Raw genomic sequence first — 13596 nt, forward strand, 5'->3', positions numbered from 1 at the left:
TTGGAGATTTTTTATCGAAACTACTCCAAAGCCGGAAGTCAGTACAGGAATATTGGCGTTCGCTTTGCCAAGGACTTGCCTGCTTAAACCTTGGGTCTGTTGCATAATGGTCATTCCCGTGTAGCTCCCCGCTTTCGCGGGGATGACAAATTGCAAAAATTGCTATTATGCAACAAGCCCACCTTGTATTCTTTACCCCTTAAATCTTAGGAAACCGTTCCGATTATGATAATCGGAGTTCATCTATTTCAACCATCTCAAAATATCATTTATTGTAATAATTACCATTAATGCTAACAAAGTAATTAATCCCCATTGATGAATTTTTTGTTGAATATCTTCTCTAACCCGTTTTTTTGTTATCCCTTCTATTGCGGCAAAAACAATGTGTCCTCCATCTAATGCTGGAAGCGGTAACAGGTTTAAAAATCCGATATTTACATTTAAAAATGCAAAGAAATGTAAAAAGGATAAAACGCCTGAGCTTGCATATCGTCCTGTAATTTGTGCAATTCCAACAGGGCCTGCCAAATCTCTTACAGATACAGCTCCACTTAGTAGTTTCCATAAAATCAGAAACATTAACACGATCATTGCTATTGTTTGCTGTGCGCCATAATATAGCGCCTGTAATGGATTTACCCTTTCATAAACAGGGAGTGGGGTGAACCCCAACACAGCAACCCTTAATTGCTTGTCGTATTTTGGAGTGGCTTTGATTGTTAAAAATTTTTCGCCTCTTTGGATTTTTAGCGTTAGCTCTTTTCCATTGTTTTTATGAATTGTTTCTATTGCATCTTCCATTCGGGTAATTTTTTCTCCGTTTATTGCTATGATTTTATCCATGTATTTTAGTCCCGCTTTTTCTGCGATTGAATTGGGTTGAATATGGTCAATATGTGTCGATAATTCTTTTGGCATACCGACAAATCCAAAAATCAAAGATGAAGTCATAAAAGCAAGAAAAATATTCATTGCCGGTCCCATAAAAGCCATTTTAAATCTTTGAAAAGGAGGTTTTGCGAAATATTTTTGTTCTTCAGGAATATTTGACTCATCGGAGCCTTTTACGTCATCCATCCCTGCGATACTAACATATGCCAAGACAGGAATTAAGTTTATCGAATAAGTGGTTCCTTTTATCTCTTTAGAAAAGAGTTTTGGGCCAAAACCTATTCCAAATTCTTTAACATTCATTCCAGCTCTTTTGGCGGCAATGAAATGACCTCCTTCATGGGCCAGCGCGATGATTGTGAAAGTGACAAGAAATACTGTCATTGATAAGAGCATTGTTTTTCTACCTCCTCAGTAAGTTTTATTATTGATAATGCTTCTCTTCCAGAGCATCTTGGATTTCGATTTTTCCTAATAGATAAGCAAAAATCTTTTTGTTCAAGTTTTAGCTGGTCTTCAAGCCTAAATTCTATTTCAGTTTTTTCTATAAGAGTGTCAAAATTTCTTGTATATAATTTTTTGTTTAATAGGTCTACATCGTAGATTGCTTTATCTGTTGTAATTTGTATAATCCTTTCTTTTCGATCTTTTACTCGACTTGCGCTAATCTTTGCTATCATTCCATCTTTGAAGTAAAGGGTGGCATTTGCTTCATCTAAGGCTTTTGTCTTTACTCGTTTTCCTGTTGCTTTAATAGAATCTACTTCTGTTTTACTAAGCAACACGGCAAGATCAAGATCGTGGATCATTACATCCCAAATTACATTTGCATCTGTGATCCTTTCAGGCAAAGGGCTAAAACGTTTAATTTCCAACCCTAAAATTTTTTCTTTTTTTACTATTGATAAAGCTTTTGAAAAAGCCGGATTGAATCTTTCGATCATTCCTACGGCTAAAACTTTATTTTTAGCCTTTGCAAGATTTACAAGCTCTTCTCCTCTTGTTGAATCTTGCGTAAGTGGCTTTTCTATCAGTATATGTAACCCTTGTTCTAGGGCTTTTTTTGCAATTTCGAAATGGGTTGAGGTTGGTGAGGCAATAATTAAAGCTTCAACTTTTTTCATAAGCTCTTCAAGGAAGGGGAGGGGAATTGTTGCATATTTTTCCGCTGTGCTTTTTGCTTTTTCTTCAATCGGATCGTGTACTCCCATTAATTTTTCCTCTTTTAACTCTGAGGCAGTTTTTGTATGAAAGGAGCCCATAACCCCACATCCGACAATTCCTATTTTAACTTTTGCCATAGAATTTTTTTATGCCATCAACAACTTCTTCAATCTCTTCCCTTGTTAATTCAGGGAAAATTGGAAGGGAGATGACCGATTCCTGTGTTTTTTCTGATATTGGGAAATCCCCATTTTTAAAACCCAGGCTTTTAAAAGCATTTTGCAGATGAAGGGAGAGAGGGTAGTAAATGGCACATCCGATATTTTTGCTTTTTAAGAAATCAAGAAGCTCATTCCTGGCTTCCACTTTTATTGTGAATTGGTTGTATACGTGAAAAATTTTTGGATCTTCTTTTGGGAGAGAGATTTCTTTTATATCTTTTAATAATTCCTTATATAGTTTAGCATTTTCCCTTCTTTTATTTGTCCATTCCTCTAAATATTTGAATCTTATAAGTAAAATTGCGGCTTGTATGGAATCGAGACGACTGTTATGCCCGACAAAATCGTAGTGATAAGTAATTGTGCTTCCATGACCCTTTAAAATTCTTAACATCTTTGCGATTTCATCAGAATTTGTCGTTACGAGTCCTCCGTCGCCAAAACAGCCTAAATTTTTTGTCGGAAAGAAAGAAAAACATCCGACCTCTCCCAACGAACCTACATATTTGTTGTTATATTTTGCCCCGATGGCTTGAGCTGCATCTTCAACAACTTTTAAGTTGTATTTTTTGGCAATAGAGAGCATCTCTTCCATGTTTGCCGGCTGCCCGTAAAGGTGGACAGGGAGGATTACTTCGGTCTTTTTGGTAATAGCCGCTTCTATTTTTTTTGTATCTATGTTGAATGTATCAGGATCTATATCGACAAAGACCGGAGTTGCACCGCAAAATTCTATGGCGTCAAGCGTTGCCACAAAAGTAAATGGCGTCGTGATTACTTCGGCATCTTTTTTAATATTTAATGCTTTAAGTGCGAGCATAAGCGCGTCTGTTCCTGATGCGACGCCGATTGCATGTTTTGCTCCAATATATTTTGCGGCAAAATCTTCGAGTTCTTTAACCTTGGGCCCAAGGATAAAAGCTCCGTTGTCTATAACTTCTGAAATTGCCGTGTCTATCTCGTTTCGAATAGAGGATATTTGCCTTTTTATGTCAAAAAACGGAACAGCCATAAATGGATCCTTTCTCTTTGCTTGATTTTAGAGGCAAAGAAGAGAAACTGATTCTTACTTCAAACCAAATTATATCATTGAATGGAATGAGGGTAAACTGATTCTCTGGTAACTATTCAGTATTTCCAAATTTATCTATTTTTCCCTCACCCAACTATATCTTTATTCTATATTTCTAGTATATTCGCCCTCTCCCAGAGGTAGAGGGCATTGAGGTTGACTCATAAGATATATAATTTATACTTAATCATTAAGAATTTTATGAGAGAAATTAAAAGAAATTTCGCAAGAGCTTTGAGAAAAAATCAAACAGAACTAGAAAAAACTGTTTGGGGATTTTTACGTAATAGAAAGTTTATGAACCTTAAATTCAGAAGACAGCATGTAATAGAAGGCTTTGTCCTTGATTTTTATTGTCATTCCATAAAACTTGGCATTGAAATTGATGGAAATATACATTTAAAAAGAAAAGATTATGATAATTTGAGACAAGAAATAATAGAATCAAAAGGCATAACAATAATAAGATTCTCAAACAAAGAAATTGCAAAGGATAAAAGAATAATTTTAACAAAACTTTAAAAAATCATTGAATATTTAACAATCCCTCGCCCAAAGGGAGAGGGCGCATAAGCACAAAACAAATTAAATCCCATAAAAACTGGGTGAGGGCTGTTTTATTTGGCTTTTACCGTTTGGCAATACTGAATAGTTACATTCTCTGAAATTGTAAAATTTAACCTCTATGATTATGGGTCTGTTGCATAATGGTCATTCCCGTGTAGCTCCCCGCTTTCGCGGGGATGACAAATTGCAAAAACCGCTATTATGCAACAAGCCCATTATGATAATCGGAATTAAAAGGAGATAAAAAGCAAGAAAATCAGTTTCATTATGTGGAATTTAACAGTTATATACTTTTTCCGAGTTTCATCCTATGAATTTTGTTGACGGTTTTAAGGATAAAATCTGATAATTTGGGACTGATTAAATTTATCCAAACACCAAGAACTCCGTACCAGGTCATAACAACCTGCCGTTTTCTTTTTTTGACGGCATTAATTATTATCTCTGCGCATCTTGTTGTTGACATCATCTTGTTGTTATAAAATTTTTTCCCGTCTTCTCCGACTAATGTCCCGTCGAGTTGAATCATCCTCTCGACAAAACCTGTTATTACAAGCCCCGGGTAAATCATAGTTATGTCTATTCCATCATCCTGAATTTCCAGGCGTAGAGAATCGAAAAATCCAGCCATTGCAAATTTACTGCTACAATAAGCTGTGTTCCCTTTTGTTGCAAACTTGCCAAGAATGCTTGATATTCCTACTATTTGTCCTTTTGTTTTTTTAAGATATGGGAGGGCGAATCTTGTGCAGAACACGCTCCCGTAAAAATTGGCATCTATAACAGTCTTGAACAATTTTAAATCCTCAAATTCGTTAAAGTCTCCGCGTATTCCGAATCCGGCATTATTAATTAGAATATCGATTTTTCCAAAGACAGACACAGTTTTTTCTATTAAAGTTTTACATTGATCTTCTTTTGATACGTCTGTCTGAACGAAAATAGCTTCTCCCCCGGACTGGCTGCATTGTTTTATTATCTCTTGCATGAGCTCTTTTTTGCGGGCGGCAAGAGAGAGGGCGGCACCGTATTTTGCAAGAGATAATGCGAGTTCTTTTCCTATCCCTGAAGAAGCCCCTGTAATTATGATAACTTTGTTTTTAAAATAATTGGTTTTCATAGAAAAGCAAGCTTGTAATTGTTGCAAATAAGTGTACAATATTTCTAAAATTAAAAAAAGGAGAGATTTTATGACAGATGAAAAAAAAGATATTAAAGAAGAGATAAAAGTTCAGGGAGAACTATTGCTGCAAAAAGTAAAAGAGCTTATTAAAGAGGGGAATGTTCGGAAAATAACAATTAAGGATAAAGATGGCAACACTATTATAGGGTTCCCTCTAACCTTTGGCGTTGTTGGGGCAGTCCTTGCTCCCGTATTGGCTGCAGTTGGCGCTGTTGCGGCCCTTTTAACCGAATGTACAATTTCGGTTGAAAGAAAAAAATAAATCAGTTAACCCCGATTATTCATAGCTCGAGGAATGTTTGACAATTTGTTAGTTATTGATTCTGGGGTGAATAATCGGGGTTCATTATATAAATAAGAGGCATATCATAAATCTGTCATTATTGAGGCTTGAAGGGTTTTGGTTCATTTTTGATATCAGCTCTAATATATGTGATCGGACAAATGTTATTACCCTGCTTTGCGGCTGAAGTTCTCCTGTTGCGATTATGGGTGGATTTTCTGGTAAAACATCTGGGGCCACTGTATAGCCTACTAGTCTGTGTGCAAAAGAATTTTCATCCAATTTATGGTAACTTCTGTTAAAGGCTGCTCCCCTCAAAAAGGTCATAATTGTTCTGTTGTGCACAGCAGCTGCTTGATATGGGCTTGAATATATTATCCTCAAAAGATTAAAGGCTGAAGTTCCTTCCGTTGGCGGGCCTACTATTTTTATCCCTATAGTTGTATCGCTTAAAAGAGATAATCCCTGATTCCCTTCAATTCCTTCAGTTAAAGGAGTTATGTCCTCATCGCTCAACGACTCAAAACGCTCTATTTTTTCTCCTGCGGGGGTTAATTCTTCTTCTATAACAGCAACAAGTTCTTCCTCAACAGCTAACGGAGCAGCTTCTGCATAAGTTATCGGCATAAGGGGCGTTCTTGCCAGTAAAGTTTCTAATCCTTCTATCTTGTGGCTGTTTAGCCCCCTTGAGCTGCCAATTAACGCGTTATTAGCAGCGCCAAGCATTGTTGCCGGGAGGTTGTTTTGTATTAAAGGGCTACGATAAATCTTTCCCCAGCTGGTCTTGGTAAAATTTAAACCATTCCTAAGAAGATTTGTGGGGCTTGTTAAAAGGGCCATGTTTTATTCCTCTCCTTAATCCATCCGTATAGTTTGTTATCTTTTTAAAGTATGAAAAATTTCAAGGATTTTATCTTTAGCCCACTCCCGTTTTATTTTCTGGGTAAAGCATAAAAATCTTGAACCCCGATTAGAATAATCGGCGTGAAATTTGTTATTTCTTTTGTCGATAAAAAAGAGAGCAGAAAAAAACTTTTGAATAAAAAAGAAGGAGAAAAATTATGTCAGCAATACGAAATGTTTTTAATCCAGGAAATCCACCGGCGACTTTACGGAGGGTAAGTGAAGCCCCTAACATTACAGGCTCTGTGAATGAGATAGAACGTGAGAATCCATTACAGAAAAATGCCATGGAAATTTGTCGTGCAATAAATGGTGGAGCTTTCCTGGAAAAATCAATAGAAGTTGCAACAAAATCTTTTGCTACAGTGTTGCAATCATTAACCCGTTTTCCTTCGGTTGTTGACGGAAGGATGTTGCAGGCCATCCAGGCAAAAGGGGTATTTATTGATATTGCTGATTCAAGCCATTTCCCTTTTGGTCTGGTTGTAGCTATTTCTTTGGTAAAAGAGTCTGTTTGGGGCGATCCCGTCATAGTGCGCGCCCTGGCTCATGCTGAAGCTGGAGGGGTAAGTTATTCTGAAATGTCTGCCTTGGAAAGGGTCCTCTTTTTGGCAAATCATATAGATGGGTTGTCTGAAGAGAATAAAGATCTGACATTAAAGCTGCTTTGGCATACAAAGGATATAAAAATAGCAACATTGGTAGCATTAAGCGCTTCCACCACGGAAGAATTTAATTCAGGAGGGGCTACTGACTCAAGAAATATTCTTCGATTAAGAAGGGAACTTTATAGAGATTTTGAAATGCGCCGGGAAAAGTATAAGCCTTTAACTGAGTATAATCAAATAGTACGTTGCATTGACCGCACAAGGAGTATCGATTATTTTGCGGAAGCCAAGGCGCTTTTTGATAATGGAGAAAAAGAGCAAGCACTCAACTCTTTGAGAGAAAGCTTGAAACTAACCCCTGATTTTGTAGACGCGAAGATTTTATTAATTCTATTGGTTTCCAAGGAAGAGGCGTCAGCTTTGTGCGATGAGGTTTGCAATCAAGACTGCGCGGATATTAGAAAAGCAGAGGCAATACAATGGACGGCGGCCCACTTTCTTTCTGCCAGAGACTATGAAGGGGCAATACAGCTTTTTAAAAAGGCGCTAACCTTCTATCAAGGTAATGTTTTTATAGGAGTGATGATATATGAGGGCCTGAAAAATACTTATTTAGCGCTTGGCAAATATGACGAAGCAAAAGATGCTATTTGGCAAATGCTTAACCTTGATATTCCTAAAGAAGATAAAATGGCCTTTAGGCAGGAACTTGCTGAAATTGCGCGCGCGCAACTGCAAGGAACCCCTATCCAACAAGAAGAACCTAAACCTAAAAAGGCTAATGATTCTGGCCCTGAAGGGTGGAATAATTAACCCCGATTAGGATTAAATCTTAGATAAGATTTTTGAGGGCTTCTAGAAGCTTGTTATTTTGTTCCGGAGTTCCAATCGAAATTCTTATAGCTTTAGGGAATCCGAAAGAGGTCAAAGGCCTGATAATAACTTTTTCCGCCATAAGTTTTAGAAAGAGAGGGTCCGCGTCTTGTTGTACATCCACAAAAATAAAGTTGGACTCTGTTTTCTTATAATTTACACCCAAGGCATCTAATCCTGCATACAAAAATTTTTTACCCGCAATATTGTTTTGATAGGTCTTTTCTAAAAAAAACAGATCATTAAGCGCGGCGACCGCGCCAGCTTGTGCGAGTCTGCTCACGTTAAATGGCATCTTCACTTTCATCATTGGAGAGATTAATTCTTTTGCCCCGACCCCATAACCGACTCTAAGCCCTGCAAGCCCATAAAATTTTGAAAATGTTCTTAAAGCAATTAAATTAGGGCCCCCCTGTTTTATCTGTTCTATTGTATCAGGATAGTCCGTAGATTCTACAAATTCAGCATACGCTTCATCTATGACAAGCAAAATCTTCTCAGGAATTTTCTTTAAAAAACTCTCAAATTTATCTTTTGTAAAAATTGTTCCTGTCGGGTTGTTGGGGTTGGCGATAAAAATTATTTTTGTCTTGTTGGTGATTTTTGATGTGATATCATCAAGATCAATTTCGTTGCTTTTTAATTTTGATATGACTATTTTGCCGTCGAAAATTTTCGCAATAAGACTATAAACAGAGAAGGTCTTTTCCGGAATTATGACCTCTTCCTGCGGGGAGAGAAACGTTGCCCCGATAATTTGCATTATATCGTCAGAGCCATTTCCTATTATAAAAAAATCTTTATTCAGACCGTATTTTTTTGAAAGAGCATCTCGTAAGATAGTTGCTTTTTGATCTGGATATATTTGAAGGTTTTTTGTCTCTTTCTCGATAGCTTTTAATGCTTTAGGCGATGGGCCGAACGGGTTTTCATTTGAGGCAAGCTTGATGACTCCTTGTGTATCGGGATTTTTCCCTGGCTTATATTCTTCTATTTCATCTACGATTTTACGAAGAATGCTATCCGACATAAAAAGATTATAACATATAAATTAAGGGTGAATGTCTTTTAAAAAGGATTGACCCAGTTTATTCCGACAAGAATTTGTTTTGGGTCTTTTGCTTGTGTGGTTGCTTGCGCGTCTCCCGCAAGAATGTTAATGGCCCGTCCTTCTAATGTAAAAGTTGGGAGAATCCTAAATCTTACCCCAGCATTTACCTGAAAGACTTTTTCCCCTAAAAAAGTGTCTGCTAAAATAGAGAGAGAGCCCGTCGGAATATCAATCCCCGCCATTCCCATCGGCCTGAACTTCCCTTCTATGAAATCAGCCATAAATCCAAAAGATAAAAAAGGCCCTTGCATTAAAGGTTTTGTCGCAACCATATAAACAGCCGTATCGTTTTTGCTTGCAAGATTTTCTACTCCAATAGCAAGAAGGAGGGGGTCTGTTCCATCTCCCAGCGAAGGGCTGTATTTTAGATTTATGTATACTCCATCTTTTAATTGCTGGGTTGTTTCATCTAATTGCCCGATAAATCCCAGTTCCATGTTATAGAAAGCGCCAAGAGAGGATTTGTAAGAAAAAGTAGTTTTGCTTACTCCGGCACTGTCGGTTTTTGTCCCATAATCTGCGGCAATGTTCCAATTCTTATAAGGGATTACTGTTGCATCCGGAATTCTTGTCAGCCCTGACGCGCCGGATAAGGCGGGGGAGGGGAAATAAGCAAATGCGCCGTTACCAAAAAGCCAAATAAGCAAGGTTAAAACAAAAAGGCTAAAAGAAAAATGTTTATAACTTGAAACCTTGATCCCTTGAAACCTTGATCCCTTGAAACCTTGACCTTGTCTTGGCATTGTGTCACCTCAAGAGGGAATTATAGAGGCTTTCAATCTGTTTTGCAATATGGGGGGCGGAAAATCTTTCTTGCGCGTCGCGCTTTGCCTCGCTTCCCATGGCCTTTCTTAACCCCTCATCATTTAAAAGCCTGTTTATATGTTCGTTAAAAGCTAAGATGTTGCGGGATGTCAAATAACCGTCGATTCCTGACCTTACCGTATCTGCCAGCCCCCCGGCAAAAAGGGCTATCACCGGCAATCCCGCCCCTTTTGCTTCGGCAAGGACAAGCCCTTGAGTCTCTGTTGTCGAAGCAAAAACAAAAACATCTCCCGCATAATACAGCTTTGCAAGTTCTTCATGTGAAAATTCGCCGGCCCAGATTATATTTTTTCTCTTTTTGTTTTTTAACTCAGGGAGGAGCGGCCCATTTCCGATAACAACAAGATGAGAGTCTTCTCTGTTTAATTTTTCGAAAGCTTCAATTATAAATGAGATATTTTTTTCCTTTGAAATCCTTGAAACAGTTAAAAGAACTTTTGCTTCGTTTGGGATTTTTAATAAACTGCGTGCTTCCGCCTTTAGCGATTGAAATTCATTCCCTTTAAAATTTATAAAAGCAACTCCGCTTGGCACAATTTCGCATCTTGCGGTTATCCCCCATTTTTTTAAAACTCTTTTTGACATCATTGAAGGGGCAATTATCAAATCCGCCCTTTTACAAAAGGATTGCAAGTAGGCAACTATTGACATTTTTGCAAATCTTTTGGGGAGAAAATTTGCATAGTGGAGGTATTTTGTAAAGAGGGTATGAAACGTGTAGACCAGTGGAAGATCATTTCTTCCTGCCAGAAATCTCGCAAGCAGTCCTGCTTGGAACGGAGAATGGGTATGTATTATGTCAACTTGTGGAAAATTTTTTACAAAAGGGATTGCGAATCTGAATTTCGGGTAACCTGTGGGGAGAGAGGGGAATCGAAAGATATTGGGATCACGCTCTTTGTGGCCTGGATATGATGGAGCAAAGATATAAACAGTATGGCCAAGGGTTTTTAATTCCCTAACTAATGTGTCAATAGAACAAGAAACTCCTGAGATATAAGGCTTATATGAATCCGCAAATATTGCGATGCGCATATGCGGATTATACTCAGAAATTTAAAAGATTTTCAAACGCTTAATTTTTTTTGTTTTTTGATGTATTATAAAAATAATCTGAAATTTTTTAGAATCGATTCCGAAGAAGATAAAATTTAATTTTTTAGAAAGGGGAAACATTATGCAAATTATACCTATAGAGAGAGGAACAATTAATAGTTCATTTATCAAGGAGATGAAAGAAAGAAATTTAACGGTGGCTTTTGCTCATTCGGGTGGGCCAGCTTCAGGAGGAAACAGAATTTTTTCTGTTGCTGCCAGGCAGTTTCTTAGGTGTGGAGTTCCTGTGATAGCATTTTTTAATGGATTTCAAAACCCCTTAAACGTTGAAATTGATCGATTAAGTCAAAACATCCATTTTGTTAGTGCGGAAGAAGGGCTTATTAGGCGAGGGATGATTGAAAATGCCCTTCTTTTTAAATCTTCAAGAGCAAACCCCGGAAAATTGTCTGATGAATTGGAGATAAAATGTCCTGCTGATCTTGACGATCCCCAAAAAACAGCAGGACTTAATAAAGTTTTGGATGTTTTTGAATCTTTACGAATTGGTGTCCTTAGTACGCTCGGAGGGGATGACACCTTAAAGACATCTAACTTTATAAACCTTTTGGCTATGTTGAGGAGGGCTGATCGCCTTTTTAGAGGGACTGTGCATGGCCCTAAGACCATTGATAACGATGTTCCTGGAATCCCCTGGACTTATGGATATTTTTCTGCGGTGGATGCTGCAGGCGTTGGAATTGATGGTTTTTACAATGATGGGATTGCGACAGATGTTTATCATGTACTTAAAATGATGGGGAGAAATGCAGGATGGATTACCGCCGGAACTGTTATGAGCGGAAAAGTTGCTAAGGCATGTATTCCTGAAGAATTAGGGGCTGGGGAATTTGATCTTCATAGGTTTGTAGAAGAGGTCGTAGATGTTGTTATTAAAAGAGAAGATCGGGGGATTGGAGGTGGGGTTGTATGCCTTGCCGAAGGATTGATTGATAGGCTTCCTAAAGCAATGAAGCAGGACGCAAACAAAGATGAGCATGGGCATACTTTGTTTTTAACTTTGCATTTAGAAGAAGCGATTGCTAAATTCTGTGCAGAAAAATATCGTGCTAAGACAGGGCATAAAAAAGAATTTAAAGCACATGAAATGGGCCACCAGTTAAGACAGGTTCCTCCTTGTGCTTTTGATCAGGCATTAACAGCTCAAATAGGGCTTGGGCTTTTCAGTCTTATTGCCAACGGACAGTTTGGGAGGATGATTTCTGTTCATGATGCGCCTGATGGGACAAACAATATGGGCTTATACAGCATTGATTATAGAGACCTAGTCAATCCTGAGACGTTAAAAGTTGTAACGCGTAACATCGATCCTAACAGCGATTATTTTCATTTATATAAGACCATGCAGGACATGATATAGGGCTTGATTCTAGTTTATAGAATGTAAACTCTTTTGTAGTGAGGCAAGTGTTGCTTCCTGCAATCCTTCGGGGAAACTGGGGTGTGCTTGAATTGTATTTGCAAGTTGATCCGCTGTTAGCCTGTTTTTAAGTGCGATTGCCGCAGCTCCGATTATCGTATTTGCTTCGGGCCCGATAATGTGAACGCCTAGAATTTTTTCATTTTCATCTGCGACCACTTTTATAAAGCCCTCAATATCACCCATTGCCTGTGCAATTCCAAGCGCCGCAAAAGGAAACTTCCCGACTTTTATATTGCTTGATTTTTCTTTTGCCTCTTTTTCAGTAAGTCCGACTCCTGCAATTTCAGGGTTTGTATATATGGTATAAGGGATGCAGTCATAGTTGAATGTTTTGTTCCCTCCCATTGCATTTTCAGCCGCAACCACCCCTTGTTCACTTGCGACATGTGCAAACATCTTTTTACTTACAAGGTCTCCAATTGCATAAATTCCAGGGATGCTTGTCTCCATCTTTTCATTTACCCAAAGGCTCTTCCCTTCGGTTTTAAAATTGAGATTTTTTATAGGCTCAAGATTTGGGTTTCTCCCGACGCAGATTAAAGTTTTGCCACACGAAAGTTCTTTTGTAAACTTAATGCCTGTTTTAACGGTTATCTTTCTTCTTGCTAAAATTCTTTTTATCAAAGCGATCGCTTCATCGTCAATCCCGGGGAGTATTTCAGGAAGGGCCTCATAAATTGTGACGTTTGTTCCGAGGGAGTTGAAGATGAAAGCAAAGTGAAGTCCTATAACTCCTCCCCCAACAATATCAAGCTTTTCAGGGACATGAGAGTTGGACAAAAGATCATTGCTTGACATGAAACATTCCCCGTTAAATTCTATGTTGGGCAGACATATGGGGGATGAGCCTGTTGCTAAAATAATTTTTGAGGCGGAAATCTGTTGTTCGTTAACTGTTACAATCTGTCGGGGGACAGAATCCTGTGCCCCAACAGAACCATTTCCATAAATAACATTGATTCCATTCTTCTTTAATAAAAATTCGACCCCTTGAACCAATTTTTCAATTATTTTGTTTTTTCTTTCTATTACTTTGCCGAAATCGATAGATATATTTTCTGCCGAAATGCCAAACTGATCCAGTTTTCTTGTTTTGTCGTAAAGGGATGTACAAGCAAGAAGAGCTTTTGTGGGGATGCAACCGTAATTCAAGCATGTCCCTCCGACCTTATCTTTTTCAATCAGGCAGACCTTTGCTCCAAGCTGTGAGGCTCTAATAGCTGCAATGTATCCGCCCGGCCCACCCCCCAAAATTGCTATATCATAGCTTTTTTCCATTTGATTTTTTTCCCCTTATTTCGAACAATTTCCTATTTAAGGGATAATTAAGCGAATATACTTTTTATTATAGCA

At 38.1% G+C, this 13596-nt stretch carries 13 protein-coding genes; 4 read left to right on the forward strand and 9 right to left on the reverse strand.

Annotation, left to right across the window (positions count from 1 at the left end):
- Positions 1–243 precede the first annotated feature (243 nt).
- The 3 genes from A2290_06230 to A2290_06240 are packed head-to-tail and all read right to left on the reverse strand — an operon-like array spanning position 244 to position 3291.
- Positions 244–1278: an RIP metalloprotease RseP gene (locus A2290_06230; protein OGC14084.1), complete on the reverse strand. Its 1035-nt coding sequence runs from the start codon at positions 1276–1278 to the stop codon at positions 244–246.
- Positions 1275–2195, reverse strand: a complete 921-nt coding sequence (locus tag A2290_06235; GenBank protein ID OGC14085.1) for a hypothetical protein — start codon at positions 2193–2195, stop codon at positions 1275–1277. The genes A2290_06230 and A2290_06235 overlap by 4 nt, the downstream gene beginning before the upstream one ends.
- A complete protein-coding gene (locus A2290_06240) occupies positions 2182–3291 on the reverse strand; it encodes a transcriptional regulator (protein ID OGC14086.1) in 1110 nt (369 codons plus the stop codon). The genes A2290_06235 and A2290_06240 overlap by 14 nt, the downstream gene beginning before the upstream one ends.
- A 261-nt stretch (positions 3292–3552) precedes the next feature.
- Here A2290_06240 and A2290_06245 point away from each other — a divergent pair, with 261 nt between their 5' ends.
- Complete coding sequence (locus tag A2290_06245) at positions 3553–3873, forward strand: hypothetical protein (GenBank protein OGC14087.1); 321 nt, start codon at positions 3553–3555, stop codon at positions 3871–3873.
- Positions 3874–4201: 328 nt separating this feature from the next.
- Here A2290_06245 and A2290_06250 read toward each other — a convergent pair whose 3' ends face one another.
- A complete protein-coding gene (locus tag A2290_06250) occupies positions 4202–5038 on the reverse strand; it encodes a short chain dehydrogenase (protein ID OGC14088.1) in 837 nt (278 codons plus the stop codon).
- A gap of 70 nt (positions 5039–5108) precedes the next feature.
- On the opposite strand from A2290_06250, the gene A2290_06255 reads away from it, so the two are divergent.
- Positions 5109–5363: a hypothetical protein gene (locus A2290_06255; GenBank protein OGC14089.1), complete on the forward strand. Its 255-nt coding sequence runs from the start codon at positions 5109–5111 to the stop codon at positions 5361–5363.
- An 84-nt stretch (positions 5364–5447) separates the two neighbouring features.
- Here the strand turns inward: A2290_06255 and A2290_06260 are convergent, their stop codons facing one another.
- Complete coding sequence (locus A2290_06260) at positions 5448–6224, reverse strand: hypothetical protein (GenBank protein ID OGC14090.1); 777 nt, start codon at positions 6222–6224, stop codon at positions 5448–5450.
- A gap of 221 nt (positions 6225–6445) precedes the next feature.
- Here A2290_06260 and A2290_06265 point away from each other — a divergent pair, with 221 nt between their 5' ends.
- Positions 6446–7708 (forward strand): hypothetical protein, encoded by a 1263-nt coding sequence (locus tag A2290_06265; protein ID OGC14091.1) that lies wholly within the window; start codon positions 6446–6448, stop codon positions 7706–7708.
- 19 nt (positions 7709–7727) lie between these two features.
- On the opposite strand, the gene A2290_06270 is transcribed toward A2290_06265, so the two are convergent.
- The 3 genes from A2290_06270 to A2290_06280 are packed head-to-tail and all read right to left on the reverse strand — an operon-like array spanning position 7728 to position 10739.
- Complete coding sequence (locus A2290_06270; GenBank protein OGC14092.1) at positions 7728–8798, reverse strand: histidinol-phosphate transaminase; 1071 nt, start codon at positions 8796–8798, stop codon at positions 7728–7730.
- 38 nt (positions 8799–8836) lie between these two features.
- On the reverse strand, positions 8837–9622 hold the full coding sequence (locus A2290_06275) for a hypothetical protein (GenBank protein ID OGC14093.1): 786 nt from the start codon (positions 9620–9622) through the stop codon (positions 8837–8839).
- 4 nt (positions 9623–9626) lie between these two features.
- Complete coding sequence (locus tag A2290_06280; GenBank protein ID OGC14094.1) at positions 9627–10739, reverse strand: hypothetical protein; 1113 nt, start codon at positions 10737–10739, stop codon at positions 9627–9629.
- A gap of 142 nt (positions 10740–10881) precedes the next feature.
- Between A2290_06280 and A2290_06285 the strand changes: the two genes are divergently transcribed.
- Positions 10882–12180: a hypothetical protein gene (locus A2290_06285; protein OGC14095.1), complete on the forward strand. Its 1299-nt coding sequence runs from the start codon at positions 10882–10884 to the stop codon at positions 12178–12180.
- A 9-nt stretch (positions 12181–12189) separates the two neighbouring features.
- Here A2290_06285 and A2290_06290 read toward each other — a convergent pair whose 3' ends face one another.
- Positions 12190–13521 (reverse strand): dihydrolipoyl dehydrogenase, encoded by a 1332-nt coding sequence (locus tag A2290_06290; protein OGC14096.1) that lies wholly within the window; start codon positions 13519–13521, stop codon positions 12190–12192.
- Positions 13522–13596 lie beyond the last annotated feature (75 nt).

Source organism: candidate division WOR-1 bacterium RIFOXYB2_FULL_36_35 (assembly GCA_001771505.1).
Classification (GTDB): Bacteria; Margulisbacteria; WOR-1; order XYC2-FULL-46-14; family XYC2-FULL-37-10; genus XYB2-FULL-36-35.